Origin of the sequence: Rhodopseudomonas boonkerdii, from assembly GCF_021184025.1 — a bacterium.
Classification (GTDB): Bacteria; Pseudomonadota; Alphaproteobacteria; order Rhizobiales; family Xanthobacteraceae; genus Tardiphaga; species Tardiphaga boonkerdii.
On record NZ_CP036537.1, the window covers coordinates 4513254 to 4531022 of the forward strand.

Below are 17769 nucleotides of genomic sequence, written 5' to 3' on the forward strand. Positions count from 1 at the left end.
AGCTCAGCCGATCTTGATCTTGCTGTCGGAGACGAAGGCGTAAGGGGGAATCGGCAGATTGGCGGGAGCCGGTCCCTGACGAATACGGCCGGAGGTGTCGTAGACCGAACCATGGCAGGGGCAGAAGAAGCCGTCATAGGCGCCTTCATGCGCAATCGGGATACAGCCGAGATGGGTGCAGATGCCGATCACGACCAACCACTGGTCGTGGCCTTCCTTGACGCGGGCTTGATCGGTCTGCGGATCGGGCAGGCTGGAAACGGGAACTGCACGCGCGTCGTCGATCTGCTTCTTGGTGCGGTGGCTGATATAGATCGGCTTGCCCCGCCAGAACACCTTGATGTCCTGCCCCTCGGCAATCGGGGTGAGATCGACTTCGATCGGCGCACCCGCCGCGATGGTCGAAGCATCTGGATTCATTTGAGAAATCAGCGGCCAGGCGGCAGCCGCAGCACCAACGGCAGCCACGGCCCCAGTGGCTACGTACAGGAAATCACGGCGCGTATGCTGCGCCGAAGACGTTGTCGTCACGATCCCAACCCTTTCTTATCTGCTCCCCGTCATTGCCCTCCCCGCAACGCATACGCGTTGGCCTAGAGCAATCACCGGTGCCCGCGGTTCCTCCCCACGGCGGCGTGGCTGCCCGTCCTTGCCTCGCAGCAAAACTTGCAATCCAGAATCGTTCTATTGGCATCCCGAACGCAGCAGCGCAAGCCTACGAACGGGGTAACAGGATGCGATGCACGCAAGATTCGCAGCCGTTCCGCCGGGCGGAGAATTTGGCCTCGGTCGCGGGTCACAATGCCTGCCTGATGATTGGACAAATCTCCTCTGGCCTCTGCGTCAATGGCCGATTCACCAGCCTTGCCTGCGTCCGCCCGATGATCACTCCGTGCAGCAAGCTCAGGCTGCAACCATGGCGCTGAAAACGTTTCCGGATGTGACGATTTGTGCGCGGTCTCGACAACACCCGAAGCTGGAAGCCCACCCCTGTAGCTATTCTAACGGCCAAGGTCTGTACTCGGGCGCTGCCTCCGATAGAGCCAGATGACACACCAAATCATACCGGCAGAAGCCGGCTCCAATTCCGGGCACATCTTGGCATGACGACAGCACATTACCCGCAACGTATCGCACTCCTTCCAGCCATCCGCAGCCTCGGCCTGTGCGCCGTAAGCGGGTTCGCTCTGTGCCTCCCCACGGAGAGCGCCCAGGCGCAATCGACACTCCCCGCCGTAACCGTGGACGCGCCGCAGCAGCGCGCACGCTCCGCTGTATCGCGGCCAGCACAGCGCGTCTCTAGCAGCCGTACCGCGCGCAGCAACCGCGCCCTCCGCGCACCGCAGACAGCGCCGGTCGCCGCCGTCCGTCCAAACGCCGGCGAGCGTGCCGGTGGTCCTGTGGTCGGCTTCGTCGCTACCCGCAGCGGCACCGGTACCAAGACCGACACGCCGCTGATCGAAACACCGCAGTCGATCTCCGTGGTAACCACCGACCAAGTCCGCAACCAGGGCGCGGAGTCGATGGGCGCCGCCCTGCACTACACCGCGGGCGTCAGCGGCGACGTCAATGGCGGCTCCGACACACGTTTCGGCGGCCTGCAGATTCGCGGCTTCGACATGACCATGCCCGGCCTCTATCTCGACGGCCTGCGGTTGCCGAGCAGCCAATATGTGCACTTCCTCGGACTCGACCCATATGGCGCCGAACGTCTCGAAGTTTTGAAAGGCCCTTCCTCCGCCATGTATGGCGGCAGCGGCACCGGCGGCCTGCTCAACTATGTCAGCAAGCTGCCGACCGCACAGCAGTTCGGAGAAATCTCGGTCTCCGGTGGCAGCTTCAACCGCTATCAGGGAGAATTCGACATCGGCGGCCCCGCCAACAAGGAGGGTACGGTGTTGTATCGCCTGACCGGAGTGGTGCGCGATGGCAATACGCAGGTGGACTTCTCCAAGGACAACCGCGTCTTCGTCGCGCCTGCCGTGACCTTCAAACCGAACGAAGACACGTCGATCACCTTCCTCTCCAACTATCAGAAGGACGAAGCCGGCTGGGGCCTGCAATTCCTACCGCCCTCGGGCACGGTGTTTCCGAACAACGGCCGCACCATTCCGGTCAACCGCTTCATCGGCGAGCCCGGCATGAACGTGTTCAACACCGAGCAGGCATCGGTCGGCTACCTGTTCTCGCACAACATCAATGACAGCCTGACCTTCCGGCAGAACCTGCGCTATTCGTGGATGCACAACGTGCAGAAGAGTTTCTACGGCACGGGTTATGTGGATGAAGCCGCCGGCCTGGTCGGCCGCGGCGGCAGCGCCGGCGAGTCGACCATCAACAACTTCGCCGTCGACAACCAGCTGCAGGCCAAGTTCGACACAGGCATCCTGCGCCACACGGTGCTGTTCGGCATCGACTATCGCAACACCACGTTCCGCGACTATGCCGACTACTACACGACGACGACGCTGAATATCTTCGCACCGGTCTATGCGAACAACTGGACCAATTGGGGCCGATATGACGACAACACCATCAAACAGTCGCAGGTCGGAATCTATCTGCAGGACCAGATCAAGCTCGGACGGCTGTCGTTCCAGCTCGGCGGGCGTCAGGACTTCGTGACCACCGATCTCGACAACCATCTCGCGGGGAGCGCGACCACCACCGACGCATCGGCCTTCACTGGCCGCGCAGCGGTGATGTACAATTTCGATAACGGTGTGGCGCCCTATTTCAGCTATTCGGAATCCTTCCTCCCGGTGCTCAATATCGATGCCGCCGGCAACCTGCTGAAGCCGGAAACCGGCAAGCAGTATGAAGTCGGCATTAAGTATCAGCCGGTCGGCATCAATGCGCTGATCACCCTCGCGGCCTTCGATCTGACGCGCTCCAACGTCGTGGTCTGGGCGCCGGGTGCGACCTTCCCGACCCAGACCGGCGAAGTGAATTCGCGCGGCATCGAACTCGAAGGCACAGCAACGCTGACCGAAGGCTTCAATGTTCGCGGTGGCTATGCGTATATCGATGCTATCGTCACCTCCGACCCGGTGAATGCCGGCAAAGCCCCCACCACCGTGCCGCTCAACCGATTCTCGGTGTGGAGCGACTACACGTTCCAGGGCGGCCCGCTCGCCGGCGTGCAGGTCGGCGGCGGCGTCCGCTATGTCGGCTCGACTGCTGGCGACGCGGCAAACACATTTGCGGTTCCTGCCTCGACCGCCATCGACACTCTCGTCGCCTATACCAAAAACAACTGGCGGCTGGCGTTCAACGTCACCAACGTCGCGGACACCCGCTTTGTCGCTGCATGCTACGGCGTCACGAGCTGCTTCTATGCAGAAGGCCGCAAGGCGATCGCCAAGCTGACATATCGCTGGTGACAGTTTAGAAGCCCCCTAAATAGCGACATTCTGCCACCGCCGGTCTCTCGACCGGTGGTGTGCGTTTTTGCTAGTCACATTCCGTCATTAGAGAGGGGCGGAACGCCATGAGATCGATCTTCGGGCGCCTGCATCGCTGGGCTGGGCTGTTGACTGCTGCCTTCCTGTTCTTCTCCGGTGTCACTGGCGCGGTCATCTCGTGGGATCACGAGCTCGACGACTTGCTCAACAGCAAGCTGAAGGACGTCACCACTCAAGGACCAGCGAAGTCATCGATCGAGCTCGCCAATCTGATCGAGCAGCGTGATCCGCGCGCGCGTGTCATTCACATGAACATGACGCCGGAGAAGAACGAATCGCTGTCCTTCTTCGTGCTGCCACGCATCGATCCGGAGACGAAGAAGCGCTACACGCTCGACTACAACCAGATATTCCTCGACCCCAATACCGGAGAGGAACTGGGGCGACGTTATTGGGGCGCAGTGTGGCCGATCACCCGTGAGAACTTCGTCTCGTTTCTCTACAAACTGCATTACACGATGCACATCCCCGAATTCTGGGGCAGCGATCGCTGGGGCATGCGCATCCTCGGCGTCATCGCCATCATCTGGACCATCGACTGCTTCGTCGGTTTCTATCTGACACTGCCTTCGCGCAAGCGTGCCAAACCCGATCGCGATCCCTCGGTCGCACGTGAACTCGGGAAGGGATTCTGGGCCCGCTGGAAACCCGCCTGGATGATCAAAACTTCAGGCAGCGCCTATCGCATTAATTTCGACATTCACCGAGCCTTCAGCCTCTGGACCTGGGGGCTCCTGTTCATCGTCGCTTTCACAGCGTTCTCGCTGAATCTCTATTTTGAAGTGTTCTCGCCGCTGATGAAGACGGTCTCGAACTACACGCCCACGCCTTACGAGCAACGCGAGTACCGCCACCTCGACCATCCGATCGAACCGAAGATGACCTGGGCACAGATCTACGAGCGCGCGCAGGCCGACGGCAAGGCACGCGGCTGGGATACCCCGGTCGGCTCGCTGTTCTACGGCCCGGCACACGGGATCTATCAGGCCGGTTTCTTCCATCCCGGCGACGACCACGGTGCTGCCGGCGTCGGCCCTGCTCAGCTCTACTACGATAGCGAGGATGGCCGGCCGCTCGGTGAGAAGCTGCCCTGGGTCGGCACCGCCGCCGACATCTTCGTGCAGATGCAGTTTCCCTTGCATTCGGGAAGAATTCTGGGTCTGCCCGGCCGCATCCTGATCTCGCTGATGGGTCTCGTGGTGGCGGCCCTGTCGGTGACCGGCGTGGTAATCTGGTGGAAGAAGCGACGGGCTCGACTGCGGGTGCGCAGAGACACGGCGACGCGGGCGAGCACGCAACTCGCGCCGGCAGAGTGAGTGCGACCGCCACCAATTGCACAGTAAGCATCCAACTCGGCGGACGGACATAGATGTCCGCCGGCTTGCTGCCTGGTTACAAGCGCGCTATCGGCATTATATGCGCATCGCCCTTTATCAACCCGACATCCCGCAGAATACCGGCACTATCCTGCGTCTATGTGCCTGCCTCGATATCGAGGCGCATATCATCGAGCCGGCGGGTTTTCCGATCTCCGATCGTCACTTCCGCCGTGCAGGGATGGACTATCTCGACCAGGTCTCAATCGTCCGGCACATCTCGTGGCGGCATTTTGACGGGTGGCGGCGAGAGGCCGGCTACAGGCTCGCGCTGTTCACAACCAAGGGTGCGGAGCCCTATCTGGCGCACAGCTACTCGGACAATGAGGTCCTGCTGTTCGGTCGCGAGAGCGCCGGCGTACCGGAGGAGGTCGCCGCCGCTGCCGACAGCCGCGTCGTCATCCCGATGCGCGCGAGTCTGCGTTCGATCAATCTGGCGATGACAGTGGCGATGGCGCTCGGCGAAGCGCTGCGACAGACACGCGGGCTGGGCCCTTAGCCGTAGGCGGATGAGAGAAGCGTCATCCGCCACGGCGCTTCCATCATGAATACGGCCGACGGATTAAGCTTTTGACTCATCCGCCCTACGGCACCTCAAACGCTCCTCCGTAACGAAAAATGCCCGGCTGAAGACCGGGCATTTTAAGTGTGTCACGCTTACTCGGTGATGCCACCGGCCGCAGCAACGCGGCGGAGATGGAAATCGGCGTCGCCGAACTGCTGCTCGATCATGGTGAGCCGCTTGAAGTAGTGACCGATCTTGTACTCCATGGTCACGCCGACACCGCCATGGAGCTGCACGCCCCCCTGTCCAACGAAACGCGCGGAACGGCCGATCTGCACCTTGGCAGCGGCAACGGTCTTTGCGCGTTCGTCGAGGTCAGTGAAGGCGGAGGCCATCGAAGCGAGATAGGACATGCTGCGCGCGGTCTCCAGCGCGGTGAACATGTCGGCCGCGCGGTGCTGCAGCGCCTGGAACGAGCCGATGGCGACACCGAACTGCTTGCGCTCCTTGATATACTCCACGGAGATCTTCAGCGCTTCTTCCATCGCACCCACGGCTTCGGCGCAGAGCGCGATGCGAGCATCGTCGACGACCTGATCGACAATCGACAGCCCATTCTCGGCATCGCCGATCACGGCTTCGGCTCCGACTTCGACATTGCTCAGCTTGATGTCCGCAGCACGGTTGCCGTCCTGGGTCTCGTAACCGCGGATATCGACACCCTTGGCATTGGCCGGGACGAGGAACACGCCGACGCCCTTGGCATCGCGCTGACCGCCGGCGGTGCGCGCGGTGACAACGAGCGTATCCGCCGTGTCGCCATGGCCAACGACGAATTTCTCTCCGTTCAGCACATAGCCGGTGCCGCCCTTCTTCGCAGAGGTCGTGACATTGCCGAGCTCATAGCGGGAGTCGCGCTCGACCTGGGCGAAGGCGAAAGTCTTGGAGCCGTCGATGATGCCCGGCAGATACGCGGCGCGCTGCTCTGCCGAGCCGTGGCGCAAGAAGCCGCCGCCGAGTACGACCGTGTCAAGGTAGGGCTCGACCACGAGATTGCGACCGAGCGCCTCCATCACGATCATGGTTTCGATCGGCCCGGCGCCGAAGCCGCCATCGTCTTCGCTGAACGGCAGGCCGAGCAGGCCCTGCTCGGCGAACTTGCCCCAGATCGCCTTGCTGTAACCGCCCTGTTCGGCGCGATACTTCTTGCGGTTCTCGAAATCGTAGGACGCCTTCAGCAGGCCGTCCACGCTGTCTTTGAGAAGCCGCTGCTCCTCGGAAAGATCAAAATCCATTTTCTTTTCTCTCGGATCGCGCGCGACGCGCGTGGTGAATATCTGCATTCCCGTCGTTGCGACGCGCTTGCTGCGCCCAAGCAATCCAGTTCTTCGCTTTTGGCTTCTGAATTGCTTCTGTGCTGCGCAAGGGGAAAAGCCAATTGGCCTTTCCTGACCTCGCAATGACGTGTTTGTCTCGATCAAAGCCCCAACACCGCCTTGGCGATGATGTTGCGCTGGATCTCGTTGGAGCCGCCATAGATCGACACCTTGCGGTAGTTGAAATAAGTCGGCGCGATCGGCGAAGCCCAATCGGTCTCCTCGTTCTGGCCTTCACCTTCCGGCATGAAAGGCAGCGCGAACGGGCCGGTGACTTCGAGCAACAGTTCGGTGAGCGTCTGCTGGATCTCAGAGCCCTTGATCTTGAGGATCGATGAGGCCGGGTCCGGTTTGCCCTTGCCATGCTTGCCTTCGGCCGCGACGACGCGCATCTGCGTCAGCTCGAGCGCCTTCAACTCGATCTCGGTGGCCGCCAGCTTCTGACGGAACTGCGGGTCCTCGATCAACGGCTTGTCGCCGGACTTCACGCTGGAAGCCAGCTCCTTGATGCGGCGAATGCGCTCCTTCGACATGCCGACGCGGGCGATGTTGACGCGCTCATTGCCGAGCAGGAACTTGGCGTAATCCCACCCCTTGTTCTCCTCACCGACAAGGTTCTCGGCCGGTACCACGACGTCATCGAAGAACACTTCATTGACTTCGACCCCGCCATCGATGGTTTGGATCGGACGGCGCGTGATCCCCTTCGACTTCATGTCGATGAGGATGAAAGAAATACCCGACTGCTTCTTCGCATCGGGATCGGTGCGGCAGAGGCAGAAGATCCAGTCGGCATGTTGCGCGAGCGTAGTCCAGGTCTTCTGGCCGTTGACGATATAGGTGTCGCCCTTCCTCTTCGCCGTGGTCTTCAGCGAGGCAAGGTCCGACCCAGAGCCTGGCTCCGAAAAGCCCTGGCACCACCAGTCGTCCATGTTGGCGATGCGCGGCAGGAAGTGCTTCTTCTGCTGTTCATTGCCGAAGGTATAGATGACCGGGCCGACCATGTTGACGCCGAACGGCAGTGGTGGCGGCGCCGGGCACTTCTGCAACTCTTCGAGGAAGATGTATTGCTTTGCCGCGCTCCAGCCGGTGCCGCCATACTCGGTCGGCCAGTGCGGAACAGCCCACCCCTTCTTGTTGAGCGTGCGCTGCCAGTTGACCAGGTCTTCCTTGGTCGTGTGGTGGCCTTCCTGCAGCTTCCTGCGCACGGCCGGGTCGAGATTGTCCTTGAAGAAGGCGCGTACTTCTTCGCGAAACGCGAGTTCTTCCTTGCTGAAACTCAGATCCATCGGATCCTCCTTGGCGTCTTGATTACTGAACGATTTCGAGAAGGCCGGCTGCGCCCATGCCGCCGCCGACGCACATGGTGACCACGGCATATTTCGCCTTGCGGCGACGACCTTCGATCAATGCATGGCCAGCGAGGCGCGCGCCCGACATCCCATAGGGATGACCGACCGAAATGGCACCGCCATTGACGTTGAGTTTTTCCGGATCGATGCCGAGCTTGTCGCGGCAATACAGAACCTGCACGGCGAAAGCTTCGTTAAGCTCCCAGAGATCGATGTCATCAACCTTGAGGCCATGGCGCTTGAGCAGGCGCGGCACAGCGAAGACGGGGCCGATACCCATTTCATCCGGCTCGCAGCCGGCCGAAACGAAGCCACGGAAAATGCCGAGCGGCTTGAGGCCTTTCTGCGCGGCAAGCTTGTCGCTCATGATCACAGTGGCGCTCGCGCCGTCCGAGAGCTGCGAGGCATTGCCGGCGGTGACGGTGAAGCCCTCGCCGCGCACAGCCTTGAGGCCGGCGAGACCTTCGGCGGTTGTTTCCGGGCGCGGCCCCTCGTCCTGCGACAGGGTGATATCCTTCATCGACACGGCGCCGGTGGCCTTGTCGGTGACGGCCATCTGCGTCGAGATCGGCGCGAGCTCATCCTTGAACTTCCCTGCCTGCTGCGCGGCAGCGGTGCGGCGCTGGCTTTCGAGGCTATATTCGTCCTGGCGCTCGCGCGAGATGTTGTAACGCTTGGCGACCACTTCGGCAGTGTCGATCATGGGCATGTAGACGTCGCCCTTGATCTTCAGCAGCGCGGGGTCCTGGGTGTGGAATTTGTTGGCATGATCGTTCTGCACGAGCGAGATCGACTCGCCGCCGCCGCCGACAGCAATCTCGACGCCGTCGAAGATCACCGAGCGCGCGGCCAACGCCATGGCCTGCAGGCCCGAGGCGCACTGGCGGTCGATGGTGGTGCCGCCGACAGTAACCGGCAGGCCGGCGCGGAGCAGCGCCTTGCGCGCGATATTGCCGCCGGTAGCGCCCTGCTGCAGGGCCGCGCCCATCACCACATCCTCAACTTCCTTCGGATCAATACCGGCGCGCTTGACGGCATGCTCGATGGCATGGCCGAGCAGCGTTGCACCTTCGGTGGCATTCAAGGCACCACGATAGGCCTTGCCAATGGGGGTACGGGCAGTTGAAACGATGACGGCTTCGGTCATGGGCGTCCTCCGGATGCGGTTTGTTGTTGATCGAGTGTGGGCATGGCGAGCTGATCACGCAAGGCATGGCGCGACAGTTTTCCGACCGGCGTGCGCGGCAATTCGCTCAGGAACTCCACGGCAGCCGGCAATTCATGCTTGCCGAGCTTGCCTGTGAGGAATGCACGCAGATCGTCGATGGTGAAAGGTTCGGCGCCCTTGCGCAGAGTGATGAACGCCTTCGCGGCTTCGCCGCGATAGGCGTCCTTCACACCGATGACGATGACTTCCTGCACGGACGGATGGGTGTAGATCGCCTGCTCGATCATCTGCGGATAGACATTGAAACCGCCGGAGATGATCATGTCCTTCTTGCGATCGACCAGATAGAAATAGCCGTCTTCGTCCATGTAGCCGATATCGCCGGTAAGAAAGCGATCGCCGACAAAGGCTTCCGCGGTTTCCTGCTGGCGATTCCAGTATCCCTTCGTGACGTTCGGCCCCTTGATGCGAATCTCGCCGGTCTCGCCGATGCCAAGCACTTGCGAGGGATCTTCCAGCGAGACGACATCGAGCTCGATACCGGGCAATGCAAGGCCGATGGAGCCGGGCTTGTCGGGGCCTTCGGCGGGATGACCGGTACCGGGTGAGCAGGTCTCGGTCATGCCCCATCCGCTCTTGAGCTTGAGGCCGGTCTTACGCTCGAACAACCGCGCGACTTCCACCGGCAACGGCGCACCGCCGGAGCCTGCGACAGCGAGAGATGACAGATCGCGTGTCTCCAGCGAGGGATCGGCGGCGATGGCAATCCACATGGTGGGAACGCCAGGGAATACCGTCGCCTTCTTCTCCTCGATGTCATCGAGCACGCTGGTGACATCGAAACGCTGGTGCAGCGAGATGGTGTCGCCGACACTGATGCGGCCGAGCAGGATCACCGTCAGCGCATAGATGTGAAACAACGGCAGTGTGCAGATGACACGTTCAATGCGGTTGCGTTCGGCGCGGGATGGCTCCGCCCACACATTGTAGATCGAAACAGCCGAAGTCAGATTGCCGTGGCTGAGCATCGCGCCTTTCGGCAGACCGGTAGTCCCGCCGGTATATTGCAGCAGCGCTACGTCGTCCGGCGAGATGTTCGGCCACTCGGAAAGCGGCTTGGCGTCGGCAGTGAAATTGCGGAAGGTGACAATCTTTGAATTATCCGGCAGAGGCAGTTGCTGGGTGCCGATCGCTCCCCAGTCGTCGTCCTCGCAGACAATGAGCTTGTCGAGCAGGCCCTTGTCAAAAAATTTGAGTGCCATCGGCAGCAATGCGGCAAGATTGCTTGTCACAAGCACGCGCGCGCCGGAGTCCTTCAGCTTGTGCGACAGCGCGATCTCGCCATCGAGCGGCGAAAGATGCACGAGGCGAGCACCGGCTTTCAGTGCGCCGAAGAAATTGACGGGATGATCCGGCGTGTTGCCGAGGAACAGCGCGATGGTCGCATCGCGGCCATAGCCCGCACGCATAAAACTGGCTGCGGCGGCATCTGCACGACCTTGCAGCTCGATGAAGGAGATCGGTTTGCCGCGGAATTCGATCGCTGTGCGGGCACCGTAGTCACGAGCGGCATCGGCTAGCAGGCCCGGCAAGGTGCCGCGCGCAATCGGTGCATCCCAGCGCAGGCCTTTGGGGTAGTATTTCTCGCCTGGGTAAGAATACGTCATGCGCGTTGGGTCCGCACGTTGTGAAAGAGTGGCGGCGATGCCTCCTCCCCGCTTGCGGGGAGAAGAGGACCGCGCAAAGCGCGGTCGGATGAGGGATCTCTCCGCGGGTTCGGAGCGTGTGGAAAGCCTCCCTCGCCTGCCACTGGCATCTTCGCATGCGAGTGGCGCCTCTCCCCGCAAGCGGGGAGCGGTTAGAGGTCTACTTGCCCAGCGAGGCGAAGGTCTTGCCTTCGTCTGCCAGTTTCTTCAGCAGCGGGGCCGGCTCGAGCGACGGATCGTTGATCTGCTTTGCGTAGAACGACAGGCGGTCGGCAATCTCCTTGAGACCGACCTGATCGGCATAGAACATCGGGCCGCCACGATAGATCGGCCAGCCATAGCCATAGAGCCAGATCACGTCGATATCGCTCGGGCGCGAGGCGATTTTCTCCTCGAGGATGCGGGCGCCCTCGTTGATCATCGGATAGACCATGCGCTCCAGGATCTCCTGATCGCTGATGAGCCGGCGGGTGAGACCGAGACGCTTGCAGGTATCGTCAATCAGCTTCTCGACTTCCGGATCCGGGATCGGCGCACGCGAACCGGCTTCATACTTGTAGTAGCCCTTGCCGGTCTTCTGTCCGAAGCGGCCGGCTTCGCACAGCGCGTCGGCGATTTCAGACTTGATGCCGCGGTCCTGGCGCGAGCGCCAGCCGATATCGAGACCGGCAAGATCGCCCATGGCGAAGGGGCCCATCGGCAGGCCGAACTTGGTCACAACGGCGTCCACCTGCTGCGGCAGCGCGCCTTCGAACAGCAGCTTTTCAGACTGCTTGGAGCGAGCAGCCAGCATGCGGTTGCCAACGAAGCCGTCGCAGACGCCGACCACGGCCGGCACCTTTGCGATCTTACGGGCGATCGCTACGGCGGTGAGCAGCGCGTCGGGCGCAGTCTTCTCTGCGCGCACGATTTCACACAGCTTCATCACGTTGGCGGGCGAGAAGAAGTGCATGCCGAGCACGTCCTGCGGACGCTTGGTGACGGCGGCGATCTGGTTAATGTCGAGATAGGATGTGTTGGAGGCCAACACCGCGCCCGGCTTGGCGTGCGCATCGATGGCCGTGAAGACGTCTTTCTTGATCGCCATGGTTTCGAACACGGCTTCGATGATGAGGTCGGCGCCTTTGACATTGTCGAGGCCGACCTTGCCGTCGATCAGCGCCATGCGCTTCGCCGGGGCATCCGCCGGGATACCGCCGCGGGCCGCAGTGTTCTCCCAGTTCTTCTGCATGATGCCCATGCCGCGCTTGAGCTGCTCTTCGCCGGTCTCAATCAACGTCACCGGAATGCCGGCATTGGCGAATGACATGGCGATGCCGCCGCCCATCGTGCCGGCGCCAATGATGGCGACGCGTTCGACCGGTCGCGGCTTGACCGCTTCCGGCACGCCGGCAACCTTGGCGGCTTCGCGCTCGGCGAAGAAGGCATAGCGCTGCGCCTTTGACTGATCGTCATTGACCAGCTTCAGGAACATCTCGCGCTCCTTCTTGAGCGCTTCGTCGAACGGCGTATCGAGGGTCCAGCTCACCGCTTCGGCGCAGGCAAGCGGTGCATTCATGCCGCGGTTCTTTTTGTTAGCGGCGGCAGCGGCATTGGTGAAGATCGAACGGTCGGCCCTGGCGGCGGCGAGCTTCGAATCATCATTCTTGAGCACACGCAACGGGCGCTTCTCGGCAATAACCTTCTTCGCGAAAGCGATAGCCCCCTCCGTCGGACCTTCGACGATCTCTTCGATCAGGCCGTTCTTTAGCGCTTCCGTCGCACTGATCGGGTTGCCGGTCACGATCATCTGCACAGCAAGCTCGGGGCCGACCGCGCGCGGCAGGCGTTGGGTACCGCCGGCGCCTGGCAGCAGGCCGAGCTTCACTTCCGGAAGGCCAAGCTTGGCCTCCTTCACAGCGACGCGAAAGTGACAACCGAGCGTGAGCTCGAGACCGCCGCCAAGTGCAGTGCCGTGAATCGCAGCAATGACCGGTTTAGAGCACTTCTCGATTTCGGCGATGACCTCATTGAGGCCAGGCGACTGCGGCGGCTTGCCAAATTCGGTGATATCAGCACCGGCGACGAAGGTACGTCCGGCACAGGCGATCACGATTGCCTTCACAGCCGCATCGGCATTCGCCGCCTTGACGTTTTCGAAGATGCCGCGGCGAACCGCCGCACTCAGTGCATTCACCGGCGGCGAATTGACCATCACGACGGCCACTTCATCATGACGTTCAAGCTTCACGACATCGCTCACGGCATTCTCCTTGGGTCGAAAATTCAGGACTGGTTTTTGTTGTTTCGCAGTGCGAAATTTAATTCCACATCTTGACAGGCAGGGTTATTTTGAAGAGCGTCCGTTGTCAACGAGGACGCACCACAGAAAACCAATCTGGGCGCGACCTCTCGCGAAAGCCAAGGCGTCGTCGCACAAGATGACGTGAGACGATTATCGGGGAAGCGTGAAGCGTTCAGGAAAACCAGCGGCGACCGATCGCAATTTCGTCGTCGCTCTAGCGCGCGGCCTCGATGTCCTGCGCGCGTTCCGGCCGAATGACGGATTGCTGGGCAACCAGGAAATCGCGGCACGCACCAATCTTCCGAAGCCGACGATTTCACGTCTCACCTATACGCTGACAAAGCTCGGCTACCTTACGCCCGTTCCGCGCTTTGAGAAGTATCAGCTCGCGCCGGCAGCTATGGCCCTTGGGTATGCCGCACTTGCGAATTTAGGCGTAAAGCATCTCTCTGAACCGTTTCGCGATGAATTGATGCGGCAAACCGGCGGCGCATGTGCCGTTGGTGCACGCGATCGGCTCAGCATGATTTATTTCGGGCAATCGCGTTCATCGATGACCGTCGGCGTTCAGCTCGATGTCGGCTCGCGCATCCCGATCGCCACCACAGCGATGGGGCGTGCCTATTTCTGGGCATTGCCCACGGAAGAGCGTGCCCAATTATTGCGCGAGTTCCGCGAACATTACGGAAGCCGCTGGGCGAAGATGCGCGACGGCCTCGAACAGGCCGGCGAGATGGTTTCCAAATATGGATTCGTGATTTCCGCCGGTGAATGGCAGGACGATGTACATGCTGCCGGCGTTGCGCTCACTTTGAACGATGGCACAGGGCCTTACGCATTCAATTGCGGCGCACCTGCATTTCGCTTCACGGAAGAACGTCTCCTCAACGATATTGGACCTCGCTTGCTCGCGATGGTAAGAAATATCGAAGCGGCGCTCGGGGGACTTGCAGCGCCGCACCAAAAAAAAACAGAACCAAAAAAAAATAAATCAGGAGGGAAAGTTGCTGGTATCGTTGAAGGGCTCGGATAGCCTTCGCTGCCGCGAAGGATGCCACACATGACACAGGCACAACTCGCAGAGCGAGCGCCCGTCACATCAAGCGCTCCGCTGCTGCAGGTCCGCGACGTCAGCGTTGTGTTCGGCGGCATCATCGCATTGAACGGAATCACGTTCGACATGCAGAAAGGCCATATCCTCGGCCTGATCGGACCGAACGGTGCCGGCAAGACCACGCTGTTCAACTGCCTCTCCCGGCTCTATCAGCCGAGCAAGGGCGACATCCTGATGGAAGGCCAGTCGATCCTGTCGCGGCCCGCCCACAAGATCTCAGAGATTGGCATCGGCCGCACCTTCCAGAACGTCGCGCTGTTTCCGAACCTCACGGTTCGGGACAATGTCCGCGTTGGCAAGCATGCCCGCACCAACAGCGACATCATCAGCGACAGCCTGAAGCTGCCATGGGTGCGCGCGGGCGAAGCGGCGATTAACAAGGACGTCAACGACATCCTCGGTTACCTCAACCTGCATGATGTCGCCGACACTGTTGTCAGTGGTCTGCCTTTCGGCACCCAGAAGCGCGTCGAGCTCGCACGCGCGCTCGCGGCGGAGCCGAAGATCCTGCTTCTCGACGAGCCTGCCGGTGGCCTCAATCACGAAGAGGTCTACATCCTCGGCGATTTGATCCGCCGCATCCGCGACGAACGCGACGTCACCGTGCTGCTCGTCGAACATCACATGGGCCTCGTGATGTCGATCGCCGATCACGTTGTCGCGCTGAACTTTGGCAAGAAACTCGCGGAAGGTACACCGTCTGCCGTCCAGAAGGACCCGGCTGTCATCAAGGCCTATCTGGGGGATAAAGATTCATGACCGCAATGCTCCACGTAAAGGACCTGCGTGCCTATTACGGACAGGTTCAGGCGCTGCACGGGCTCGAATTCGACCTCAAGGAAGGCAGCCTTACCACTCTCCTCGGAGCCAACGGCGCCGGCAAGACCACCACGTTACGGGCGATCTGCAACATGGTGCGCTCCACCGGCTCGATCGAGTTCGAGGGCAAGAAGCTCGACAACAAATCCACCGAGAGCATCGTGCGTCTCGGTATCGCCCATGTGCCGCAGGGCCGCGGGACCTTCACCACGATGACGGTGGAGGAGAATCTGCAGCTCGGCGCGATCAGCCGCAAGGATACCAAGGCGATCGATAGCGATATCGAGCGCATGTACGATCACTTCCCCGTGCTCAAGCAGCGCCACACCCAGCAGGCCGGCACGCTGTCCGGCGGCGAACAACAGATGCTAGCGGTCGCCCGCGCGCTGATGCTGCGTCCTCGCCTGATGTTGCTGGACGAGCCCTCCTTCGGCCTCGCGCCGCTGATCGTGCGGGATCTGTTCAAGATCCTCGGCAAGATCAATCGCGAGGACAAGGTCTCGATCCTGGTCGTCGAACAGAACGCACAGCTCGCGCTCGAACTCGCCGACAAGGCCTATGTGATCGAAACAGGACGCATCGTGATGTCAGGCACAGCCGACGAAATCGCGAACAACGAAGACGTCCGTAAATCCTATCTGGGATATTGAGGGGGAAAGCCATGGAGCTGTTTACCAATCAAGTCCTGGCTGGCATCGCCACCGGCGCGATCTATGCCTGTATGGCGCTCGCGGTGGTGATGATCTACCAGGCCATCGACCATCTGAACTTCGCGCAAGGCGAGATGGCGATGTTCTCGACCTTCGTCGCATGGCAACTGATGCAGTGGGGCACACCCTACTGGGTCGCCTTCGTGTTGGTGCTGATCTTCTCATTCATCGGCGGTGTCGTCATCGAGCGGGCTTTGTTCAAGCCGCTCGCTAAGGCTCCGGTGCTGACCCACGTGGCTGGCTTCATTGCACTGTTCGCCATCGTGAACAGCGTCGCCGGCCTGACCTGGGACTTCACCATCAAGCAGTTTCCCTCGCCATTCGGCTCGGCTCCGTTTCTCGGCAGCCAGCTGATCTCGACCCACCAGGCCGGCATGATCGGCGTCACACTGGTGCTGCTGATCCTGCTGTTCCTGTTCTTTCGTTACACCCGCGTGGGACTGGCGATGCGCGCCGCAGCCGTCATGCCTGAATCGGCACGTCTGGTCGGCATCAACACGTCGTGGATGATCGCACTCGGCTGGGGCATGGCTGCGGCGATCGGCTCGATCGCAGGCATGTTGATCGCGCCCGTGGTCTTCCTCGAGCCCAACATGATGGGCGGCGTGCTGATCTACGGCTTTGCGGCCGCAGTCGTGGGCGGCCTGTCGAGCCCGCTCGGCGCTGTGACCGGTGGCTTCCTGGTCGGCATCTTCGAGAACCTCGTCGGCACCTACATTCCGGGTGTCGGCAACGAACTCAAGCTGCCCATCGCGCTGGCGCTGATCATCACCGTGCTGGTCGTCAAACCCCACGGCCTGTTCGGCCGCACCATCGTCAAGCGAGTCTGATCATGAGCACCGTGCAAGAAGTCTCCTCTGCTCCGATGGTCGCTGCGGTCCCCAAGAAGGCGATGTCGCTCGGCCCTGCCGCGTCGCTGTTGCTGCTTGGCCTGCTGGTGGTCACGCCGTTCTTCGTAAAGAACTTTATCATCTTCCAGATGACGATGGTGCTGATCTATGCGATCGCGGTGCTGGCGCTGAACATCCTGACGGGTGCGAGCGGCCAGTTCTCGCTCGGCCAGAGCGCGTTCTACGCGCTTGGCGCCTATACGTCGGCGATCCTGATCGAGCATGCGGGCATGAACTACGCGCTCACACTGCCCTTCGCCGGCCTTGTCTGCTTCATCGCCGGCTTCCTGTTCGGTCTTCCGGCGCTGCGGCTGTCCGGCATCTATCTCGCGCTGGCGACCTTCGCCCTCGCAGTAGCGATGCCGCAACTGCTGAAGCTCGGCGTGTTCGAGCACTGGACCGGCGGCGTGCAGGGTCTCGTCGTGACCAAGCCGGACGCGCCGGAAATCTTCGCTTCCATGGGGCTGAAGGTGTCGCAGGACATGTGGCTGTACTTCTTCACCCTCGTCGTGACCATCGTCATCTACATGCTGTCGGTCAATCTGCTGAAATCGCGCTCCGGCCGCGCCATGATGTCGATCCGCGACAACGAAATCGCCGCATCGGCGATGGGTGTGGACGTGGCGCTCTATAAGACGCTTGCTTTCGGTGTTTCCGCCGGCATCACCGGTATCGCCGGCGGCCTAGGCGCCATCGCCGTGCAGTTCGTGGCGCCGGATGGCTACACCATCCAGCTCGCCATCGCGTTGTTCCTCGGCATGGTGGTCGGTGGTGTCGGCTGGCTTCCCGGTTCGCTCGCGGGCGCGCTGTTCATCGTATTCGTGCCGAACATCGCCGAGCACGTGTCGAAGGGCTTGTCAGGCGCCGTATTCGGCGTGATCCTGATCTTCATCATCTTCCTGTTGCCGAACGGCGCGCGCCAGCTCGCCTTTGGCGTGCAGTCCGTGTTCAGCAAAATGCGGCGTGGCTAACGCCACCATCTTTCTGCCACACACTGAGTGCCCC

At 61.3% G+C, this 17769-nt stretch carries 14 protein-coding genes; 8 read left to right on the forward strand and 6 right to left on the reverse strand.

The features are described 5' to 3' along the window. Positions 1-3 precede the first annotated feature (3 nt). Positions 4-531, reverse strand: a complete 528-nt coding sequence (petA, locus tag E0H22_RS20720; RefSeq protein WP_233022861.1) for a ubiquinol-cytochrome c reductase iron-sulfur subunit — start codon at positions 529-531, stop codon at positions 4-6. 572 nt (positions 532-1103) lie between these two features. Between petA and E0H22_RS20725 the strand changes: the two genes are divergently transcribed. From E0H22_RS20725 to E0H22_RS20735, 3 genes are all read left to right on the forward strand, one after another. Continuing rightward, positions 1104-3383, forward strand: coding sequence for a TonB-dependent siderophore receptor (locus E0H22_RS20725; RefSeq protein WP_430715175.1), 2280 nt, complete (start codon positions 1104-1106; stop codon positions 3381-3383). 107 nt (positions 3384-3490) lie between these two features. After that, entirely contained in the window at positions 3491-4780 is a 1290-nt protein-coding gene (fsrB, locus tag E0H22_RS20730) for a siderophore utilization protein FsrB (RefSeq protein ID WP_233022862.1), read from the forward strand. Positions 4781-4880: 100 nt separating this feature from the next. Next, positions 4881-5339, forward strand: coding sequence for a tRNA (cytidine(34)-2'-O)-methyltransferase (locus E0H22_RS20735; protein ID WP_233022863.1), 459 nt, complete (start codon positions 4881-4883; stop codon positions 5337-5339). Positions 5340-5497: 158 nt separating this feature from the next. Here E0H22_RS20735 and pimD read toward each other — a convergent pair whose 3' ends face one another. The 5 genes from pimD to E0H22_RS20760 all read right to left on the reverse strand — a co-directional run bounded on the left by pimD (position 5498) and on the right by E0H22_RS20760 (position 13189). Then, the gene (gene pimD, locus E0H22_RS20740; protein ID WP_233022864.1) at positions 5498-6640 is read right to left on the reverse strand and encodes a pimeloyl-CoA dehydrogenase small subunit; all 1143 of its coding nucleotides are present in this window, start codon (positions 6638-6640) and stop codon (positions 5498-5500) included. A 182-nt stretch (positions 6641-6822) separates the two neighbouring features. Continuing rightward, on the reverse strand, positions 6823-8010 hold the full coding sequence (gene pimC, locus E0H22_RS20745; protein ID WP_233022865.1) for a pimeloyl-CoA dehydrogenase large subunit: 1188 nt from the start codon (positions 8008-8010) through the stop codon (positions 6823-6825). 22 nt (positions 8011-8032) lie between these two features. Next, complete coding sequence (locus tag E0H22_RS20750; protein ID WP_233022866.1) at positions 8033-9220, reverse strand: acetyl-CoA C-acyltransferase; 1188 nt, start codon at positions 9218-9220, stop codon at positions 8033-8035. Then, positions 9217-10908, reverse strand: a complete 1692-nt coding sequence (gene pimA / locus E0H22_RS20755) for a dicarboxylate--CoA ligase PimA (protein ID WP_233022867.1) — start codon at positions 10906-10908, stop codon at positions 9217-9219. The genes E0H22_RS20750 and pimA overlap by 4 nt, the downstream gene beginning before the upstream one ends. Before the next feature lie 199 nt (positions 10909-11107). Next, the gene (locus tag E0H22_RS20760) at positions 11108-13189 is read right to left on the reverse strand and encodes a 3-hydroxyacyl-CoA dehydrogenase NAD-binding domain-containing protein (RefSeq protein WP_233022868.1); all 2082 of its coding nucleotides are present in this window, start codon (positions 13187-13189) and stop codon (positions 11108-11110) included. 205 nt (positions 13190-13394) lie between these two features. Between E0H22_RS20760 and E0H22_RS20765 the strand changes: the two genes are divergently transcribed. Genes E0H22_RS20765 through E0H22_RS20785 form a run of 5 tightly spaced genes read left to right on the forward strand, consistent with a single transcriptional unit; the run spans position 13395 to position 17735 of the window. Beyond that, positions 13395-14264 carry an IclR family transcriptional regulator gene (locus E0H22_RS20765; protein WP_233022869.1) on the forward strand — a complete coding sequence of 290 codons (870 nt, stop codon included), beginning with the start codon at positions 13395-13397 and terminating at the stop codon, positions 14262-14264. Between the two features lie 27 nt (positions 14265-14291). Then, a complete protein-coding gene (locus E0H22_RS20770; RefSeq protein ID WP_233022870.1) occupies positions 14292-15104 on the forward strand; it encodes an ABC transporter ATP-binding protein in 813 nt (270 codons plus the stop codon). Continuing rightward, positions 15101-15814 carry an ABC transporter ATP-binding protein gene (locus E0H22_RS20775; RefSeq protein ID WP_233022871.1) on the forward strand — a complete coding sequence of 238 codons (714 nt, stop codon included), beginning with the start codon at positions 15101-15103 and terminating at the stop codon, positions 15812-15814. The genes E0H22_RS20770 and E0H22_RS20775 overlap by 4 nt, the downstream gene beginning before the upstream one ends. An 11-nt stretch (positions 15815-15825) precedes the next feature. After that, positions 15826-16704 (forward strand): branched-chain amino acid ABC transporter permease, encoded by an 879-nt coding sequence (locus E0H22_RS20780; RefSeq protein ID WP_233022872.1) that lies wholly within the window; start codon positions 15826-15828, stop codon positions 16702-16704. Between the two features lie 2 nt (positions 16705-16706). Continuing rightward, on the forward strand, positions 16707-17735 hold the full coding sequence (locus E0H22_RS20785; protein WP_233022873.1) for a branched-chain amino acid ABC transporter permease: 1029 nt from the start codon (positions 16707-16709) through the stop codon (positions 17733-17735). The last annotated feature ends 34 nt before the right edge of the window (positions 17736-17769 follow it).